The sequence below is a fragment of the Pseudomonas sp. P105 genome (assembly GCF_032614175.1).
Classification (GTDB): Bacteria; Pseudomonadota; Gammaproteobacteria; order Pseudomonadales; family Pseudomonadaceae; genus Aquipseudomonas; species Aquipseudomonas rhizophila.
In genome coordinates this window covers 4,626,655-4,644,260 of the sequence record NZ_CP126693.1, presented here as the reverse complement: position 1 = coordinate 4,644,260, position 17,606 = coordinate 4,626,655, and the positions used below count along the sequence as shown (strand labels likewise).

Annotated in this window: 19 protein-coding genes; 4 read left to right on the top strand and 15 right to left on the bottom strand. The window is 59.6% G+C overall.

Features of this window, described 5'->3' with window-relative positions:
* Positions 1-137 precede the first annotated feature (137 nt).
* A complete protein-coding gene (locus tag QOM08_RS20860; RefSeq protein ID WP_047229646.1) occupies positions 138-1,205 on the bottom strand; it encodes an ABC transporter substrate-binding protein in 1,068 nt (355 codons plus the stop codon).
* A 349-nt stretch (positions 1,206-1,554) separates the two neighbouring features.
* On the opposite strand from QOM08_RS20860, the gene QOM08_RS20855 reads away from it, so the two are divergent.
* A complete protein-coding gene (locus QOM08_RS20855) occupies positions 1,555-2,286 on the top strand; it encodes a UTRA domain-containing protein (RefSeq protein WP_316912071.1) in 732 nt (243 codons plus the stop codon).
* A gap of 7 nt (positions 2,287-2,293) precedes the next feature.
* Here the strand turns inward: QOM08_RS20855 and QOM08_RS20850 are convergent, their stop codons facing one another.
* The 6 genes from QOM08_RS20850 to minC all read right to left on the bottom strand — a co-directional run bounded on the left by QOM08_RS20850 (position 2,294) and on the right by minC (position 6,989).
* Positions 2,294-2,476, bottom strand: a complete 183-nt coding sequence (locus tag QOM08_RS20850; protein ID WP_047229644.1) for a hypothetical protein — start codon at positions 2,474-2,476, stop codon at positions 2,294-2,296.
* Between the two features lie 232 nt (positions 2,477-2,708).
* Complete coding sequence (locus QOM08_RS20845) at positions 2,709-3,998, bottom strand: M18 family aminopeptidase (protein ID WP_047229643.1); 1,290 nt, start codon at positions 3,996-3,998, stop codon at positions 2,709-2,711.
* Between the two features lie 245 nt (positions 3,999-4,243).
* Positions 4,244-4,879 (bottom strand): RluA family pseudouridine synthase, encoded by a 636-nt coding sequence (locus QOM08_RS20840; protein WP_018612476.1) that lies wholly within the window; start codon positions 4,877-4,879, stop codon positions 4,244-4,246.
* Positions 4,880-4,984: 105 nt separating this feature from the next.
* Complete coding sequence (gene minE / locus QOM08_RS20835; protein WP_003179111.1) at positions 4,985-5,239, bottom strand: cell division topological specificity factor MinE; 255 nt, start codon at positions 5,237-5,239, stop codon at positions 4,985-4,987.
* On the bottom strand, positions 5,239-6,051 hold the full coding sequence (minD, locus tag QOM08_RS20830; protein ID WP_042728954.1) for a septum site-determining protein MinD: 813 nt from the start codon (positions 6,049-6,051) through the stop codon (positions 5,239-5,241). The genes minE and minD overlap by 1 nt, the downstream gene beginning before the upstream one ends.
* A 200-nt stretch (positions 6,052-6,251) precedes the next feature.
* Positions 6,252-6,989, bottom strand: a complete 738-nt coding sequence (minC, locus tag QOM08_RS20825) for a septum site-determining protein MinC (RefSeq protein ID WP_139049407.1) — start codon at positions 6,987-6,989, stop codon at positions 6,252-6,254.
* A 118-nt stretch (positions 6,990-7,107) separates the two neighbouring features.
* Here minC and QOM08_RS20820 point away from each other — a divergent pair, with 118 nt between their 5' ends.
* Both QOM08_RS20820 and QOM08_RS20815 read left to right on the top strand, forming a co-directional pair.
* Positions 7,108-8,040 carry a lipid A biosynthesis lauroyl acyltransferase gene (locus QOM08_RS20820; protein WP_316912070.1) on the top strand — a complete coding sequence of 311 codons (933 nt, stop codon included), beginning with the start codon at positions 7,108-7,110 and terminating at the stop codon, positions 8,038-8,040.
* Positions 8,041-8,075: 35 nt separating this feature from the next.
* A complete protein-coding gene (locus tag QOM08_RS20815; protein WP_047229640.1) occupies positions 8,076-9,236 on the top strand; it encodes a patatin-like phospholipase family protein in 1,161 nt (386 codons plus the stop codon).
* A 74-nt stretch (positions 9,237-9,310) separates the two neighbouring features.
* Here the strand turns inward: QOM08_RS20815 and QOM08_RS20810 are convergent, their stop codons facing one another.
* From QOM08_RS20810 to puuE, 7 genes are all read right to left on the bottom strand, one after another.
* Complete coding sequence (locus QOM08_RS20810) at positions 9,311-10,096, bottom strand: outer membrane protein OmpK (protein ID WP_316912069.1); 786 nt, start codon at positions 10,094-10,096, stop codon at positions 9,311-9,313.
* On the bottom strand, positions 10,093-10,404 hold the full coding sequence (locus QOM08_RS20805) for a hypothetical protein (RefSeq protein ID WP_316912068.1): 312 nt from the start codon (positions 10,402-10,404) through the stop codon (positions 10,093-10,095). The genes QOM08_RS20810 and QOM08_RS20805 overlap by 4 nt, the downstream gene beginning before the upstream one ends.
* A 198-nt stretch (positions 10,405-10,602) precedes the next feature.
* Positions 10,603-11,904, bottom strand: coding sequence for a urate hydroxylase PuuD (locus QOM08_RS20800; protein ID WP_107321761.1), 1,302 nt, complete (start codon positions 11,902-11,904; stop codon positions 10,603-10,605).
* A gap of 52 nt (positions 11,905-11,956) precedes the next feature.
* Positions 11,957-12,460: an ureidoglycolate lyase gene (locus QOM08_RS20795; RefSeq protein WP_047229637.1), complete on the bottom strand. Its 504-nt coding sequence runs from the start codon at positions 12,458-12,460 to the stop codon at positions 11,957-11,959.
* Between the two features lie 121 nt (positions 12,461-12,581).
* Positions 12,582-13,577 (bottom strand): allantoicase, encoded by a 996-nt coding sequence (alc, locus tag QOM08_RS20790; RefSeq protein ID WP_139049413.1) that lies wholly within the window; start codon positions 13,575-13,577, stop codon positions 12,582-12,584.
* Positions 13,578-13,644: 67 nt separating this feature from the next.
* Positions 13,645-14,160 (bottom strand): 2-oxo-4-hydroxy-4-carboxy-5-ureidoimidazoline decarboxylase, encoded by a 516-nt coding sequence (gene uraD / locus QOM08_RS20785; RefSeq protein ID WP_047229635.1) that lies wholly within the window; start codon positions 14,158-14,160, stop codon positions 13,645-13,647.
* Positions 14,157-15,098, bottom strand: coding sequence for an allantoinase PuuE (gene puuE, locus QOM08_RS20780; protein ID WP_076383794.1), 942 nt, complete (start codon positions 15,096-15,098; stop codon positions 14,157-14,159). The genes uraD and puuE overlap by 4 nt, the downstream gene beginning before the upstream one ends.
* 412 nt (positions 15,099-15,510) lie before the next feature.
* On the opposite strand from puuE, the gene uraH reads away from it, so the two are divergent.
* Positions 15,511-15,864, top strand: coding sequence for a hydroxyisourate hydrolase (gene uraH / locus QOM08_RS20775; RefSeq protein ID WP_256231618.1), 354 nt, complete (start codon positions 15,511-15,513; stop codon positions 15,862-15,864).
* Positions 15,865-15,961: 97 nt separating this feature from the next.
* Here the strand turns inward: uraH and QOM08_RS20770 are convergent, their stop codons facing one another.
* Positions 15,962-17,365: a hypothetical protein gene (locus QOM08_RS20770; RefSeq protein ID WP_281459928.1), complete on the bottom strand. Its 1,404-nt coding sequence runs from the start codon at positions 17,363-17,365 to the stop codon at positions 15,962-15,964.
* Positions 17,366-17,606 lie beyond the last annotated feature (241 nt).

Below are 17,606 nucleotides of genomic sequence, written 5' to 3'. Positions count from 1 at the left end.
GCCGAGCTTGCTCGCGATGAAGGCGACACGGTTCAACTGCAAGACCGTGTCATCGTTCATCGCGAGCAAGCTTTGCTCCCACAGTGCTCGCTCCCACAATTGGATCTCCAGTGGATTTCCGAGCGGGAGCTATTGCCTCACTCCATATTGATGATCACTTCTTCCTGCCACTTCTGCGGCAGTGTCTTGGAGGTCTTTTCCCACGCATCCGCATCCTTGATCGGGGTCACGCCTTTGTACTGTTCGTTGGGCAGCAACTTGGCCTTGACCTCTTCAGGCAAGGTCAGGTGCTCGGCGCGGATCGGACGGGCGTTGCCCTTGGCCAGGTTGATCTGACCGGCGTCGCTGAAGATGTATTCGCGAGCCAGTTTGGCGGCGTTCGGGTGCTTGGCGTATTTGTTGATGATGGTGGTGTAGCCGGAGATGACCGAGCCGTCGGATGGAATCAGTACGACGTAATCATCCGGGTTGGCCATCTTGGCCTTGTAGCTCAGGCCGTTGAAGTCCCAGACCACGCCGACTTCGACTTCACCTTTTTCCATGGTGGCGATGGTCGGGTTGGCCATGGACAGACGCCCTTGCTTGGCGATCTCGGCGAACATCAACAAGGCCGGTTGAACGTTTTTCTCGTTGCCGCCATTGGCCAGGGCCGCTGCCAGCACACCGTTGGCGGCTTGGGCGGCGGTGCTCACGTCACCAATGGAAACCTTGTATTTGCCGGTTTTCAGGTCGGCCCATTTGGTTGGCACTTCGGAGCCGTGCAACAGCTTCTTGTTGACGATGAAAGCAATGGTGCCGGTGTAGGCCAGGGCCCAGTTGCCGTCCTTGTCCTTGGCCCAGTCTGGAACCTGTTCCCAGGTGCTCGGCTTGTAGGGTTGAACCACGCCTTGCTTGACTGCGATCGGGCCGAAAGCTGCGCCGACGTCACCGATATCGGCGCTGGCGTTGTCTTTCTCGGCGGCGAACTTGGCGATTTCCTGGGCCGAGCTCATGTCGGTGTCGATGTGTTTCAAGCCATAGATTTTGGCCAGGTCATCCCAGGTGGCTTTCCAGTTCGCCCAGTCATCGGGCATGCCGACGCTGTTCACGGTGCCTTCCGCTTTCGCAGCGGCTTCCAGTGTTTTCAAATCGGTGTCAGCGGCCATGGCAACAGTGCACATGGCAATGGTCGAGCCTAACAGTGATGCCAGGAAAAACTGTTTCATCCGAAGCTCCTATGGGCGTTTTCAACGCTGCGATTGCGGTTGTGTTGGTCTAGGTCAGCAATACCTGAGCCAATGTAGGCGAGCCCTGTGACATTTTGATGTCGGTGCAGGAGATGCCGGCATGTGCCAGGCGGGGGCAAAGTGGCTGCCAACTAAGCGTAGACCATGGTTAAGCGGCTGATCTGCAAGGAGTTGGCCGCTAACTTGCAGGGATGGCAATGAACCGTTCGGCGGTTCTGTCATCTACCAGTCATGTGCAGTGCCTAGGCTTGCAAGCATGAGAAACGGATGGATGTTCCATCGATTTCGCCCCGAAAGAGTGCTGGTCTAGTCCAGATAGGTAACGTTGATGCGCATCGAGACAACCAAAGCGGTGACAACCATCGGGCAAGTCCTGCAGGAGCAGCTCGACCATGGCTTGCTGGTGCCCGGTAGCAAGTTGCCGGCCGAGCGCAAGCTCAGTGAGTTGTTCGGCACTACACGCATCACCGTGCGCGAAGCGCTGTTGCAGCTCGAAGCCCAGGGGCAGATCTATCGCGAGGAGCGCCGTGGCTGGTTCGTCTCGCCGCCACGCCTGGCCTATAACCTGATGCAGCGCAGCCATTTCCACGCCATGGTGACTGCCCAGGGGCGAGTGCCTTCCACTCAAGTGATCTCGGCCCGTCTGCAGCCGGCTTCGGCAGCAGTGTGTGCCTGGTTGCAATTGCCGGCACTGTCCAGTGTGATCCAGATCTGCCGCGTGCGGCGTATCGATGAGCGGCTGGTGCTGTATGTCGAGCACTACCTGAACCCGCAGTACTTCCCGGACATCCTCGAATTCGACCTCAATCAGTCCATCACCGAGTTGTACGCCCGTCATTACGACTTGCACTACGGCCGGGTGAAGTTCGAGATTGTGCCGACCTCGCTACAGCCTGAAGCGGCGGCGGCGTTGAAAGTCTCGGTTGGCAGCCCTGGCTTGCGGATTGCCCGGGTCAATTATGACCAGCATCAGCGGTTGATCGATTGTGACCTGGAGTTCTGGCGTCACGATGCGATTCACGTGGGGGTGGACGTGCCGGAGCAACCGTCGGCTGCCTGAGGTGAGGTCAGATCGATTCGTTGAGTTTGGCCAGGATCCTGAACACCACTGTGGCGAGGATCAACAACATGCCGATCCACATGGCAAACACCCCGACGTTCTTGTCTCGGAAGTTGAAGCCGATGGCCAGCAGGATCATGCCGGCGATGATGGGCACCAGCATGGCATTGAACGCAGACATCGGAATCATGGCGACGGCCTTGTCGGAGGGGATAAGGTCAGTCTAGTTGGGGTTTTGCCGGGGTGTGATGATGTATGTCATGGCCACCTCGAATCTTGAGGCGGACATCATTGTGGCGAGGGAGCTTGCTCCCGCTCCAGTGCGCAGCACTGGCAAACCTGCATTCAGTTGCAGGTAGGGGGCTGCTGCGCAGCCCAGCGGGAGCAAGCTCCCTCGCCACAGGGGTTAGCTGCAACGGCAGCTATGGCAACTCACGACAGGCATAAAACGCGCTCAACACTTTCACCAGGTGCGCCAGGTCATGACTGCCGCACAGCTCGCGGATCGAGTGCATGGCGAAGGTCGGCAAACCGATGTCCACCGTGCGTACACCCAACTGACTGGCGGTGATCGGGCCGATGGTCGAGCCGCAGCCCATGTCGCTGCGCACCACGAAGCTCTGCACCGGTACTTCCTCGGCCATGCACAGGTGACGGAAGAACCCGGCGGTTTCGCTGTTGGTGGCGTAGCGCTGGTTGGTGTTGACCTTGATCACGGGCCCTGCATTGAGTTTCGGGCCGTGGTTGGCGTCGTGTTTGTCGGCGTAGTTGGGGTGCACGCCGTGGGCGTTGTCCGCGGAAACCAGCAGGGATTTCTGGATGGTCCGTACGAACTCTTCACCTTCAGGCAGCAAACGACGCAGGGTTTGTTCCAGCATCGGACCATCGGCGCCACAGGCCGAGCAAGAGCCGACTTCCTCGTGGTCGTTGCACACCAGCACGCAGGTCTCTTCGGTGTCGGCGTTCAACAAGGCTTGCAGGCCGGCGTAGCACGACAGCAGATTGTCCAGGCGCGCGCCGGCAATGAAATCACCATGCAGGCCGATGAGCGCGGCGCTTTGGGTGTCGTAGAAACTCAGCTCGTAATCAAGCACCACGTCCGCATTCAGGCCGTGTTCGCGGGCCAGTTGATCGGTGAGCACGGCGCGGAAGTCGACGCGCTCGTCACCGGCGAACTGGGCGAGAATCGGTGGCAGCTCATTCTGTGGGTTGATCGCCCAGCCCTGGTTGGCTTCGCGATTGAGGTGGATGGCCAGGTTCGGAATCGTGGCGATCGGCGCCTTGAAATCGATCAGTTGGCTTTCGACCTTGCCATCGCGGCGGAAGGTCACGCGCCCGGCCAGGGACAAGTCGCGGTCAAACCACGGCGCCAGCAGCGCGCCGCCATAAACTTCCACGCCCAGTTGCCAGAACCCGTGGCGTTGCAGTTCCGGCTGGGGCTTGACCCGCAGGCAGGGGCTGTCGGTGTGGGCGCCAACCAGGCGGATGCCGTCGTGCAGCGGTGAGTTGCGCCCCAGTTTGAAAGCGATGATTGAAGAGTCGTTGCGCGTGACGTAGTAACGGCCGTTGGCCTCGGTGGCCCAGGTCTCGCGTTCGTCAAGACGCTGATAACCCTCTGCCTCCAGACGTTGGGCAAGGCTGGCGGTGGCGTGGAACGGGGTGGGGGAGGCCTTGAGAAAGTCGATCAGGCCTTGGTTCAACTCTTCGCGCATAAATAACTCCAGACAGCAATGCGCGGGAGTTTACCGTATTGGGGGGCGATGGGGAGGGGAGAGGGGTAGGTATATGGGGAACTTGGGTTGTTGAACCCGTGGCGAGGGAGCTTGCTCCCGCTGGGCTGCGTAGCAGCCCCAACAGTGGTAACCCAATCAAGCAGGCATGCCGAGGTGTCAGCCTTTAGGGCCGCTTCGCGCCCCAGCGGGAGCAAGCTCCCTCGCCACAGTGTCGGTGGCGTCTCTCAGAACGGCGCCGGGCACTCGAAGCGCAGGCGTTCGCCGCTTTGCGGGTGGGTGAAGCTGAGCATGCTGGCGTGCAGGCACAGCCGTGGCCACGCAGCGAGGGCCTGGGGGTGGGCGTAGAGGCCGTCGCCCAGCAGCGGATGACCAATGGACAGCATGTGCACGCGCAACTGGTGCGAGCGTCCGGTGATCGGCGTCAGTTCGACCCGGCACCAGTCGCCGCAACGCTCCAGCACGCGCCAGAAGGTCAGGGCGTGCTTGCCCTGCTCATGATCCACCACGTGGCGCGGTTTGGTCGGCGGGTCGTAGCGCAGGGGCAGGTCGATGCTGCCGCTGTCCAGCTCCGGTTGGCCCCAGCACAATGCTGTGTAGGCCTTTTCGGTTTCCCGGTCATGAAACTGCCGAGACAGTTCGCGATGGGTGTCCGGATCCCGGGCCAGCAGGATGATGCCAGAGGTTTCCCAGTCCAGCCGGTGCACGATTCGCGCTTCCGGATAGCCGTTTTCCTGCAGGCGGGTGATCAGGCAGTCTTTGTTGTCGTCGGCCCGGCCGGGCACGGACAGCAGCAGGGTCGGCTTGTCGACCACCAGGACGGCGGCGTCCTGATGGATGATGCGGATGTTGGACAGGGGCATTCAAACAGTCTCGTAACAAACGCCAACGGCGGCTCGGGCCCTTTTTCCTAACCCTGTGGGAAGGACTTTGGGACCCGGAGCCGCCGTGGGCACCTGCAGGATCGATCAGCGATCCGGCAGGGTGATATTGAGTTCCAGAATCGAGCAACTGCCCTGGCTTTCCAGCGCCACATGCACATCATCGGACCCGATGTTGACGTACTTGCGGATCACTTCCACCAGTTCTTTCTGCAAGGCTGGCAGATAATCAGGGGTACTGCGCTGGCCGCGCTCGTGCGCCACGATGATCTGTAGACGCTCTTTCGCGACCGAGGCGGTACTTGGCTTTTTGTTGGCACGAAAGAAGTCAAAAAGATTCATTACCTACCTCCAAACAGGCGCTCGAAGAAACCTTTCTTCGTTACATCGAGGAATCGATGCTCTACGGTTTTGCCCAGCAGGCGATCGACCGCATCGCTGTACGCCTGACCGGCGTCGCTCTGGTCGTCGAGAATCACCGGCACACCCGAGTTGGAGGCCTTGAGTACCGCTTGGGATTCAGGAATCACACCCAGCAGGGTAACAGCGAGGATTTCCTTGACGTCTTCGACGCCCAGCATTTCGCCATCGCTGACACGTTGCGGGTTGTAGCGGGTCAGCAGCAGGTGCTCCTTGATCGGCTCTTCGCCGTTCTCGGCGCGACGGGATTTGCTCGCCAGCAGGCCGAGCATGCGATCGGAGTCGCGTACCGACGAGACTTCCGGGTTGGTCACGACGATCGCTTCGTCAGCGAAGTACATCGCCAGGTGGGCACCTTTCTCGATACCGGCCGGGGAGTCGCACACCACGAACTCAAAGTCTTCCTTGAGCTGCATCAGCACTTTTTCCACGCCTTCCTGGGTCAGCGCGTCTTTGTCGCGGGTCTGGCTGGCGGCCAGCACGTACAGATTCTCAAGGCGCTTGTCCTTGATCAGGGCTTGCTGCAGGTTCGCTTCACCGTTGACCACGTTGACGAAGTCATAGACCACGCGACGCTCGCAACCCATGATCAGGTCCAGGTTACGCAGGCCGACGTCGAAGTCGACGATGACTGTTTTGTGGCCGCGCAGAGCGAGACCGGTACCGATAGCGGCGCTGGTGGTGGTCTTACCCACACCACCCTTGCCGGATGTAACCACGAGAATCTTGGCCAAGGTGTTTCACCCCTAAGGAAAAAGGACTTTTTCAGCCCCTGAAAAACATCTCTTGAAACTGCTGCAATTGGACAGGCTTGGCTGGAATCGGATGCGGGACGGGGTCTACCTCCGGTAAACACTGCCTTATCCTTTTTCCTACGTCGTTTAAGCCGTTTTCGCTACGTTTTAGAGATGCTTGGAAAATGCGGCAGTATCCGTTAAAGCCGAATGATGTTCAACACGTCGCCCGACAGGCTGACCTGGACACCGGCCCCCCACAGCGGGTCGCGACGCAGATCCTCGGAAACCTTGTACTGCCCGGCGATAGAGACCAGTTCAGCGCTCAACTGCTGACAGAAAATCCTGGCTTTCGTATCGCCCTTGACACCGGCCAGGGCACGGCCACGCATCGGGCCGTATACATGGATGTTGCCATCGGCCAGAAGTTCCGCACCCGGGCTGACCGAGGACACCACGACCAGATCACCACCCTGGGCATAGATCTGCTGCCCGCCACGTACCGGAGAGGTGATGACTCGGGTCGGCTTGATGGTCGGTTCTGGTGGTTTTTCCGGCTTTTTCCTGGTCTCGACCGGGCTCAGTTCCAGTACCCGTTCCCGGGCGCCCGAGGGCGGCAGCACCGGAATGTCCACGGCGATGGCGGCGGCGATGTCTTCGATACGGCTGGCCCGGATCGCCAGGGTGCGCAGGCCGTGCTGGCGACAAACCCGCATCAGGCCCGGCAGATCCACGGCACCTTCGCCGGCCGGCAGTTTGTCCAGCGCCAGCACCAACGGGGCATTGCTGAAAAAATTCGGGGCCTGGGCGACTTTTGCCGCCAACTGCCGGTCAAGGCTCTCCAGGTCGTTGCGGGCCAGCTCCAGCACCGTAATGGCGAGCATGCTGCCCTTCAGCTGGAACACGGGATCTTGGTCTAGCGGTTCGGTTTGGCTCATGGTCGGCGTACAACGGCTTGTCACTAAAAGTGCCGAGACTTATAACGAGATCGTCCCCGGGCCGCAAGCCGGGTCGAACGATGTAGAATGCGCGGCCCATGTCTTTATGGAAGCTGTAATGGATCGCCCGCGTTTTCGAGCTGCATTTTTTCATCCGCGTTTCTGGCTGCTGTGGTGCGGTCTGGGGCTGTTGTGGCTGATCGTTCAGCTGCCCTATCCGCTGCTGCTGCGCGCCGGTCGTGTATTGGGTGCGCTGATGTATCGTGTGGCCGGCGACAGACGGCGCATTGCCCAGCGCAATCTGGAACTGTGTTTTCCTGAAAAGTCCGCTGCCGAGCGCAAGCGCCTGCTCAAGGAAAATTTTGCCTCCACCGGTATCGCCTTCTTCGAAATGGCCATGAGCTGGTGGTGGTCGCGCTCGCGCCTGGCGAAGCTGGCCCATGTCGAAGGGCTGGAGCATCTCAAGCAGGCCCAGCGCGAGGGCAAAGGAGTAATCCTGATGGCGCTGCACTTCACCACGCTGGAAATCGGCGCGGCATTGCTCGGCCAGCAGCACACCATCGACGGCATGTACCGCGAGCACAAGAACCCGCTGTTTGACTACATCCAGCGTCGCGGGCGTGAGCGGCACAATCTTGATTCCCTGGCGGTGGAACGCGACGACGTGCGTGGCATGCTCAAGCTGCTACGGGCGGGGCGGGCGATCTGGTATGCGCCGGACCAGGACTACGGCGCCAAGCAAAGCGTCTTCGTGCCACTGTTCGGCATCCAGGCCGCGACGGTCACAGCCACCAGCAAGTTTGCTCGCCTGGGCAAGGCACGGGTGGTGCCATTCATCCAGGAACGCCTGGCTGATGGCAGTGGTTACCGTCTGGTGATCCAGGCGCCGCTGGAAGATTTTCCAGGGGAGACCGAAGAGGCCGATTGCATCCGTATCAATCGATGGGTGGAGCAGTCGGTCAGCAGATGCCCCGAGCAATACCTCTGGGCTCACCGGCGCTTCAAGAGTCGTCCGCCGGGCGAGCCGAAGCTGTATGACAAACGCGGTTAAGCCTGTAGTCCACTTAATGAACACGGAGCGTTGCGATGACCCCACTTGAACCGGTGACAGGTTTGATTCTTTCCGGCGGCGGGGCTCGGGCAGCGTATCAAGTGGGGGTATTGGCCGCGATTGCCGAACTGTTGCCGGACGGGGCGGATAACCCGTTCCCGGTGATTGTCGGCACCTCGGCCGGGGCAATCAACGCGGTCAGCCTGGCCAGCGGGGCGATGGACTTCAAAACGGCCATCGAGCGCCTGACTGCCTTCTGGCAAGCGGTGCGCAGCCATCAGGTGATGCGCAGCGACTGGTGGGGCGTGATTGCCCAGGCGACACGTTTTATCAGCCACAGCCTGCTGGGCCTGGGCGCCCGGTTACCGGTGGCGCTGATCGACAGTTCGCCGTTGCGTGAACTTCTCCAGTCTCAATTCCACGCCTCGGGCATCGAACAGGCGATCGCGCAGCAGCAACTGCGGGCCGTGGCGGTGACTGCGTTCGGTTATGAGTCCGGCCAGGCCGTGACCTTCTACCAGGGCCGCGGCACCATCGAATCCTGGCTGCGGCACCGGCGCATCGGCGTGCCGACCCAGTTGTCGGTGGAACACCTGCTCGCCAGTTCGGCGATCCCCCTGCTATTCGCGCCGGTCAGGATCGGCCCGGAATATTTCGGCGACGGCGCGGTGCGTCAATCGGCTCCCATCAGCCCGGCCCTGCACCTGGGGGCCAATCGCGTGCTGGTCATCGGCGTCAGCGGCAATCCGCGCGGCCTTGGTTCGCCAGAGCCGTTGCAGCGCAGTTACACCGGCCAGCAACCGACCCTGGCGCAGATCGGTGGCCACATGCTCAACAGCACGTTCATTGACAGCTTGGAAAGCGACATTGAGCTGCTGGAGCGTCTGAATGGCTTCAGTCATCTGCTGCCCGATGACGTGCCGGCTCATGCGCTGGGCGCGGCGCCGGTGGAGGTGTTGGTGATTTCGCCGAGCCAGCCGATCGACGAAATCGCCGCCCGCCATCGCCTGGAATTGCCCCGCGCGCTGCGCATGTTCCTGCGCGGGCCGGGCGCGACCAAGACCAGCGGCGCCGGGGTGCTGAGTTATCTGCTGTTCGAAGCGGGCTATTGCAGTGAACTGATCGAGCTGGGACGCCAGGATGCGTTGGCTCAGCGCGAGGAGTTAAGCCGGTTCTTGCGGGTGACGGCGGGGTGATGCAGTAGCATCCACCGCCATCGCGAGCAGGCTCGCTCCCACAAGATTTCCTGAGCATCGAGGATCGATGTGGATCAGAAATGATACTTCAGCAAGAAGCTGGTATTGCTCTGATTGGTCTTGAAGCCTTCGCTGTCTTTGATCGCGTACTTGTTCTTCCAGTAGTCGTATTCCACGCCCACGTACAATTGCTTGGCGCCCAGCTTCAATGCCTTGCCCAGGTCATATTTGATCTGCGGGACGATGTGCAGGTTGGCGTGGTAGGTACCCTTGGCGTTGCTGTCGTTATCCACGACCCAGTCGATGAAACCGTCGAACAGGATATCGGATGAGCCCACCGGGAGGGTGTAGGCCCAGACCGGGGTGATCTGCCAGACATTGTCGCCAGCGCGCGGACCTTCGGTCTGGCGGTTGTAGAAATTCAACTGGAAGTAATCGAAACCGGGAATCGCCAGGTCGAAGCCCGGACCGATCAGGTACGACTCGTTGTCGCCCTCGCCGAACTCGTAGGTCATGGCCAGCAACACATCCTTGATCGGACCCAGTTCCAGCTTCTGGTCGAAGATTTTGCCGAACGACAGGCGTGGGCTGAACTCACCGTAGTAGGTGTTCGGGCCGGAATTGCTGTCGTCCTGGCCGTTGTAGAAGATCCGGTCGAGGAAGAAGAAGTTGTCGCCGTATTTCCAGGCATCGGCGTGCTCGAAGGTCACGGTTTGCTGGATGCGCGGGTTGATCTGGAAATCCTTGCCGTACAGGTAGCTCAGACTGTTGTTCTGCCACTGCAGCAGGTCATCGGCCATCGCCTGGCCCCCGGCCAGCAAAGAGCCTGCAAGTATCAGCTGGGTAGACGTACGTTTCATTCAGTTTGCTCCCAAAGGTAAGTGGTACTGCATTTTTTTAAGATCAGCGCTCTGGTGTGGCGCTTTTTTTCTACGGAAAAAACATCCGTTCGGTCAGCTTTTTGTTTGTGACAAGCGCTGACAGCAAGAGCTGAGCCAAGACCGGGATAAATCGGAAAAATGGCTTGTTCAGTGGTTTGAAGCGATCGAAAAAGTGTCTTCAGCGGGAACCGATATCTGCCAACACTGCAATAGTTGGCGTATCGGTCAGGATCTGCTGGTTTTACGCGGCCCGGATTCAAACGGCCGCGCAGGATACGGCCCTGCATTCATGGGCTCAAGTGCCCTGCAACGGCGCATTCGTGGCGAATTTGGGGCGTGATGGCGGGGCTGGTTCATCTGACGCTTTCCTCTTGTTTTTATTGTTGAGGCGCAGGCAGGCGCTGACGGGCGACCGGTCGTGTGCCGGTCTGCCTGTCAGCGGTATTACGTGTAGCGGGTGATGTCAGGTTTGATGTCGGCGGGACTCAGTTGGTCCGCGCCCCCTGGCTGATCCACGCGCCGATCAGGTCGCGTTCCTGTTGGGTCATCTGGGTGATATTGCCCAGGGGCATGATCTGCGTGGCCACGGCCTGGGCCTGGATGCGCGCGGCTTGTTGCTGGATCTGCTGCGGGGTATCGAACATCACCCCGCCCGGCGCGGCGCTGAACAACGGGCTGGTGGGTTTGGCCGAATGACAGACCGAGCAGCGCTCCTGAATCACGCTGTGGACCTTCTCGAACGAAGGGCCTTGGGCATTGGCGGTCTGGGCCGGCGTCGATGCCGGTGCGGCCGCTGCCGTCGCCGGTTTTGCGCCGCCGCCCACCGCCGTTTCCGGCAACGGTTGGTACTCGATCACACCAGGGGTTTTGGCGACTTCCGGCGCTGTGGTCATGGGTTTTGGACCCGTGACATAAGCCAGGCAGATCATCGCCAGAGCGCCGACCGGCAGCGTCCAGGCATACTTGTTGCTGTCGTGGCGGGTATTGAAATAGTGCCGCACCAACACCGCCGCCACGGCAATCCCGGCCAGGATTAACCAGTTGTACTGGCTGCCATAAGTGCTCGGGAAATGGTTGCTGATCATGATGAACAGCACCGGCAGGGTGAAGTAGTTGTTGTGGCGCGAGCGCAACAGGCCCTTGGCCGGCAGCGCCGGATCCGGCGTGCGGTTCTCGGCAATGGCCGCCACCAGCGCGCGTTGGGCCGGCATGATGATGCGGAACACGTTGCCGACCATGATCGTCCCGATGACCGCCCCGACATGCAGGTAGGCACCGCGACCGCTGAACACCTTGCTGAACCCGTAGGCCGCGGCGATCAGCAGCACGAACAGGATCAGGCCGAGCAGGGCAGGGCGTTTGCCCAGGGCCGAGTCGCAGAGAAAGGAATACACGAACCAGCCGACGAACAACGAGCCGATGCCCAGGGCGACGCCTTCGGGCCCGCTCAGGCTGCTGCCCGGTGCCAGCAGGTACAGGGTCGGGTTCCAATAGAACACCAGGCACAGCAGGGCGACGCCCGACATCCAGGTGAAGTAGGCTTCCCATTTGAACCAGTGCAGGTTGTCCGGCATGGACGGCGGCGCGAGTTTGTATTTTTCCAGGTGGTAGATGCCGCCACCGTGGATGGCCCACAAATCACCGGCCAGACCGCTTTTGGGGTTGACGCGATTGAGGTTGTTTTCCAGCCAGACGAAGTAGAACGACGCGCCGATCCAGGCCACGCCAGTGATCATATGAACCCAGCGCACGCTCAGGTTCAGCCATTCCAGCATATGTGCTTCCACAGTCTTTACCTCTCGCCCGTCACGCTTGTTTTCGCGTGATCGGACGCTTCTCTTATTGGTGGGGGGCGAGGATCAACAACTCATCCTCTTTGAAAAAATGCTCATCGCAGTTATTGCCTGTGCCACTGCGATCAACCACCAGGAAGTCATCCCGCTTTTCGATCGTCAGCACCGGGTGGTGCCAGACGCCGCGATGGTAATTAATGCCCTGCCTGCCGTTGGTGACGAAGGCGCGGACCAAGCCTGATACAGGTACATCGCCAAGTGGCGCGACCACGATCAGAAAGGGGTTGCCGAGCAGCCCGATGAAAGCCTGGCTGCCCAGCGGATGGCGCTCCAGCATGCGTACGGTCAACGGCATCTCCAGCGCCTCGGCGCGGAAGATGCTGATGATCGCCTTGTCGTCCGGCTCGGCGGTTTCAACCGTCGCCAGGCGATGGAAGCGCATGGTCGAACCATTGTTGATCATGAAGTGATCGCTGCCGTCGGTTTCGATCACGTCACCGAACGGGGCGAAGGCTTCTTTGGTCAACGGTTCGATCTTGAGTGTCCGCATGCTGGTCTTCTTACCTTGAATTCTGTGTTGTTTGTTGTGCCGCCATCGCGAGCAAGCTCGCTCCCACAGGGGAATGCATTTCAAATGTGGGAGCGAGCTTGCTCGCGATTCGGGTTCACTCTTATTTCGACACCTTGCCAAGCACCCGCAGGCGACTCACGCCACCGTCCGGGAACACATTCAGGCGGATGTGGGTGATCGGCCCCAACGCCTTGATCTGCTCGGCGAAGGTGTGTTCGGCGTGCATCTCCAGTTTCTGACTCGGCAGCAGCTCGCGCCAGAACAGCGACTGGGTTTCGATCTGGCTGTCGGTGCCGCCCTTGACGAATGCGCCCTGGATCGAGCAGCTGTCCGGGTAGTTACCCTTGAAGTGCAGGGTGTCGACGATGACTTTCTCGACCTCGCCGGCATGGCCCAGGGCGACAATCACCCAGTCATTGCCCGGGGTGCGACGACGGGCGGTTTCCCAGCCGTCGCCCATGTTCACCCCGCGACCGGGGTTGAGGATGTTGCTCATGCGACCGAAGTGTTCGTCGGAACAGGCCAGGGCGCGACCGCCATTGAGGGCCGCGGCCAGGTCGATCTGTTCGTTGTCGCCCACGGCCGACCAGTCGCGGTACGGAATGCCGTAGACCCGCAGGCGGGCCACGCCACCATCGGGGTAGATGTTGAAGCGCAGGTGGCTGAAGGCCTGGTCATTGCTGATTTCATGGTAGTGGTGGCTGTTGCCTTGCAGTTCCACGGCCGACAGCACTTCAGTCCATTGGGTATGTTCGTCTGGCTCGCCGGAGGCCAGGAAGCAGGCTTCGAGGGACGCCGACGGCGGGTAGTTACCGGTGAAGAATGAAGTGTCGATGTCCACGCCTTTGATCGAACCCGGCACGCCCAGGCGGATCACCGCGCTGTCGTAGCCTTCGAAGCGCTTGCGGCGCGACTCCCAGCCGTCCATCCACTTGCCGTTGTCATCGAACACGCCCTCCTTCCATACGGCCGGAGTCGGCTGGAACAGACGGTTGGCGTCGGCGAACCAGTCATCGGTGACCGAAATGATCTTGGTGCCCAGGCGGGCGTCGGCCAGGTTGACGAACTTCTCGAAGGGTACGGCGTAAGCTTTCATTCTTCTTGTCTGCCTTTAATAAGTTGGCTGGGGATGCTTGCAGGGGCCTGGGCCTCAGGGCTGCTTGCTAAAGAGTCAGTAATCGGAACAACGCGATCTTGTTGATCTCTGCCAGCGCGCATTTGAACTCGGTATCTGCCGAGTGGTGAATGCGCGTTTCGAACGCCGCGAGGATCTGATGCCGGTTGCTGCCTTTTACCGCCATGATGAAGGGAAACTTGAACTTGGCTTTGTAGGCCTCGTTCAGCTCGGTGAAGCGTTGGAACTCATCGCTCGAGCATTGGTGAATACCGGCGCCAGCCTGTTCGTTGGTGCTGGCCTCGGTCAGTTGGCCCTGGACGGCGGCTTTACCGGCCAGGTCCGGGTGTGCGTTGATCAGCGCCAGTTGGCTGGCGTGATCGGCGCACAGCAGGATGTCGCTCATGCGCTGGTGCAGGGTTTCGATCTGGTCGATCGATGGGTCCTGGCCCAGGTCGAAAGCTTTTTCGGCCACCCATGGCGAATGTTCGTAGATGTCGGCGAAGGCTTTGACGAACGCTTCGCGGCTCAAGGTCGAAGGCTTGAGGGTCTGGAATGCGGTCATTTCGAAGCCCCTGATTTCAAAGCGCCCGGATGCGGGTGGGTCTGCTGCCAGTGGCGGGCGATGTCGACGCGACGGCTGAACCAGACCTGCTCATGGCCCTTGGCGTATTCAAGAAACCGCTTGAGGGCCGCGAGACGGGCAGGACGGCCGATCAGGCGGCAGTGCAGGCCGATGGAAAGCATCTTCGGCGCCTCGCTGCCTTCGGCATACAGCACGTCGAAGGCATCCTTGAGGTACTGGAAAAAATCATCGCCCTTGTTGAAACCCTGGACCTGGGTGAAGCGCATGTCGTTGGTGTCCAGGGTGTACGGAATCACCAGGTGCGGCTTGCCGGTGGGGGTGTTCGGTTCCCAGTAGGGCAGGTCGTCGTCGTAGGTGTCGCTGTCATAGAGAAAACCGCCTTCTTCCATGACCAGCCGGCGGGTGTTGGGGCCTGTGCGGCCGGTGTACCAGCCCAACGGACGTTCGCCGGTGATTTCGGTGAGGATGCGGATCGCTTCGAGCATGTGCTCGCGTTCCTGGGCTTCATCCATGTATTGATAGTCGATCCAGCGATAGCCATGGCTGCAGATCTCGTGACCGGCGGCGACCATGGCACGGATCACATCCGGGTGGCGCTGGGCAGCCATGGCCACCGCGAAGATCGTCAGCGGAATATCGAATTCCTTGAACAGCTTGAGGATCCGCCAGACACCGGCGCGGCTGCCATATTCGTAGAGCGATTCCATGCTCATGTTGCGCTCGCCCTGCAGCGGTTGCGCCGAAACCATTTCCGAGAGAAACGCTTCGGACTCCTTGTCGCCATGCAGCACGTTGCGCTCGCCGCCTTCCTCGTAGTTGAGCACGAAGGACAGGGCGATGCGGGCGTTGCCCGGCCACTGAGGGTGGGGAGGGTTACTGCCGTAACCGATCAGGTCGCGTGGGTAGTCAGCGCTCACTGCAGTTTTCCTTCTTGTTCGAACCATGTAGGTGGCGCCTGGGCGATGAATCACAGGCTGGCGTCACAGCGATGGGTTGATTGTATACAACTTTATGCGCACTTTGTAAGCCTGATTTTTTGCATTTTTCACTGCCGTCTCTGGCTTGTCTACACTGCAAGAAACCTGCCCATTTGGTCAGCTAAGGCATGACAATCCTGTGTGTCTGCTGGTTTTATTGCTGATCGGGTCCGAACCCTTCTCGAATGTGGCAGGGGATAAATTTCTGTTTTTTATTGTGTACAATTTTTGTTTAAAGTGTCTTAATTCGCTCATCGCCGCAGCGTTTCATGCTCCGAAACGGTGCGGCCTGTCTTTCAACTGATTCAGGAGGCGTCGGGCCGGACTGCTTGCAGCGAGGCGCGCACAATCAATGGGACGTTTGACTACTCACGTTTTGGATGCCGCGCACGGCTGCCCGGGCAGCTCGATCAAGGTCGAGCTGTACCGCGTCGAAGGTGCGCAACTGCAATTGGTCGCCAGCGCGCTGACCAACAGCGACGGCCGTTGCGATGCACCGTTGTTGCAAGGGGATGACTACCGTAGCGGCGTCTATCAGATTCAATTCCATGCCGGCGATTACTACCGTGCCCGTGGCGTCCAGCTGTCCGAGCCGGCGTTCCTGGATGTAGTGGTGCTGCGCTTCGGCATTTCGGCCGAGCAGGAGCATTACCACGTGCCCCTGCTGATTTCGCCCTACGCTTACTCAACGTATCGAGGCAGCTGATCCCCCAAGCAGTTGCCTTGTCCTGGAAGCGACTGCGCATGTAGCTTCTTTGGTTTTTCGCCCGCTCACACTGCGGGCTTTTTTTTGAGCCGTGTATTTACAGCCTGGAATTGTCATCCCGGATGATAAAAATCGTGTCTGCAACGCCGGGACGGATTTCAGTACCGCCCTTGAGCCAGATGATTTTATTGGCACTGTGGGCATCGTTGACGGCTTTCGCAGCGACTCCGCCAACCTGGGTTTCCAGGCGCAGCTCGGCTGTCTTGGGATCCATATACATGGGGAGGGAAATCTTCGGAATTCTGGTGCGGTGCAGGCTCATGAAAAATACATAGTCATGCCCTGTGCGGCGAAATACCAAAGCGGGAAAGCTGTTGAAAGAGTTGGGCTCAATGACTGTATAGCCATTACGTGTCAGAAGGGCGGCCATAAAGCGTTTGAATTCCACTGGCGAGTACGACGTCAGATAAAGAAGCCACTGTCGCTGGAACCGCAGGGGATCAAAATCCAACCGATTCAATATTCCTGTAGAGGAGGGGTTAGGCAAGGCTATCGAGCGGGCAGCGCCTCGGGACGCCGAAGAGGTTGGAAGAATCGGAAGCATCAACAGTGGATCGGACCATTGCGGATGTGGCGAGTGGGTCGCGTTTTCCCAACTGCTGTAAATCTGCCGGAGTGCGGTCAAACCCGCAGAGTCGGCGAACGGCGAATCATTGCTGAGTTCAAATTGCCTTCTTGCGATATTTTCCAGGGTGACGGTCGTGACTTCTGGAAAAAAATCCCTGACGTAGGCCGTCAGTGTTTTTTCAAAGGGTAGCCTGGCGTCAATTTCCCAATGGTTGTCCGGCGGAACTTGTATTGCGCCTCGGGGTTGCTCGTCAGGCATATGCCTGAGGGTGGCTTCCAGCAGGTCAAAATCATAGATGGGATGAGCGGGTGATTGAATGTAGGTGATCGGGGATTCTCGCGCGTCGGAACGTGTCACCACCTTATAGTGAACATTGTTTATGGTGATCAATTCGGACAGCGTGAATCTTGGGTCAACCCCCCAGTTTTTCCTGAATGCCCGTGTAGGCGGGAGATTGAAGTCACCCTGCTGCGTCTCACGGTGTGCAAGTCGACGCCATAGGAGGCTGCCCTCCACTTGTTCCAGGCGTGGTCCGGAGGCAACAAGTTCAGTGCCTGATCGGGCTCTGTAGTTCTGTTCGGAGTCGCGACCAAGCAGCACCGTCCCTCCCTCTGCAAGCTCAACGTAGGTGCGTGTCTTGAACGTGCGGATCCCAGAGGTTGCGTCTGGCTCCGATAACAGGGGGACCAGCTCAGGGGAAAGGTAATAATTGTCCAGCGATACCGACAGGGAGCCATCACTGATGGCTGTCGCGGATGCGATTTCGGATACCTGAACGGTCGGGCGCTGCGATTCAGTCGCTTCAGTTTGGCGTCCGGTTGGCGAGCCGGACGCCTGATCGGTTTCTGCGCCTCTCAGGGGATTGCCGAGCATTGTGTCCAGTGACGTGTCGCGACTGGAGTGAGGCGTATCAGGGGACGATTTGGTAAGCGTGGGTCGGGTGTTTCGTCTTGGACTCATTGAAAATGTCTGCTCTTGAGTTTGAATATTGATGATTCAAGTAGGTATCAAGCTAATGGCCTGTCGTAGAGCCGGAGGCTGACAGGCCCTGGGTTCCAGGATGTTCGTGGAAAACCAGCAGACAGGTGCACTACATATGTATGGCGTGTGAAAG

Coding starts and splice junctions, on each gene's coding strand:
- QOM08_RS20860 (WP_047229646.1), bottom strand. CDS start 1,205: ATGAAACAGTTTTTCCTGGCATCACTGTTAGGCTCGACCATTGCCATG.
- QOM08_RS20855 (WP_316912071.1), top strand. CDS start 1,555: ATGCGCATCGAGACAACCAAAGCGGTGACAACCATCGGGCAAGTCCTG.
- QOM08_RS20850 (WP_047229644.1), bottom strand. CDS start 2,476: ATGATTCCGATGTCTGCGTTCAATGCCATGCTGGTGCCCATCATCGCC.
- QOM08_RS20845 (WP_047229643.1), bottom strand. CDS start 3,998: ATGCGCGAAGAGTTGAACCAAGGCCTGATCGACTTTCTCAAGGCCTCC.
- QOM08_RS20840 (WP_018612476.1), bottom strand. CDS start 4,879: ATGCCCCTGTCCAACATCCGCATCATCCATCAGGACGCCGCCGTCCTG.
- minE (WP_003179111.1), bottom strand. CDS start 5,239: ATGAATCTTTTTGACTTCTTTCGTGCCAACAAAAAGCCAAGTACCGCC.
- minC (WP_139049407.1), bottom strand. CDS start 6,989: ATGAGCCAAACCGAACCGCTAGACCAAGATCCCGTGTTCCAGCTGAAG.
- QOM08_RS20820 (WP_316912070.1), top strand. CDS start 7,108: ATGGATCGCCCGCGTTTTCGAGCTGCATTTTTTCATCCGCGTTTCTGG.
- QOM08_RS20815 (WP_047229640.1), top strand. CDS start 8,076: ATGACCCCACTTGAACCGGTGACAGGTTTGATTCTTTCCGGCGGCGGG.
- QOM08_RS20810 (WP_316912069.1), bottom strand. CDS start 10,096: ATGAAACGTACGTCTACCCAGCTGATACTTGCAGGCTCTTTGCTGGCC.
- QOM08_RS20805 (WP_316912068.1), bottom strand. CDS start 10,404: ATGCAGGGCCGTATCCTGCGCGGCCGTTTGAATCCGGGCCGCGTAAAA.
- QOM08_RS20795 (WP_047229637.1), bottom strand. CDS start 12,460: ATGCGGACACTCAAGATCGAACCGTTGACCAAAGAAGCCTTCGCCCCG.
- alc (WP_139049413.1), bottom strand. CDS start 13,577: ATGAAAGCTTACGCCGTACCCTTCGAGAAGTTCGTCAACCTGGCCGAC.
- uraD (WP_047229635.1), bottom strand. CDS start 14,160: ATGACCGCATTCCAGACCCTCAAGCCTTCGACCTTGAGCCGCGAAGCG.
- uraH (WP_256231618.1), top strand. CDS start 15,511: ATGGGACGTTTGACTACTCACGTTTTGGATGCCGCGCACGGCTGCCCG.
- QOM08_RS20770 (WP_281459928.1), bottom strand. CDS start 17,365: ATGCTCGGCAATCCCCTGAGAGGCGCAGAAACCGATCAGGCGTCCGGC.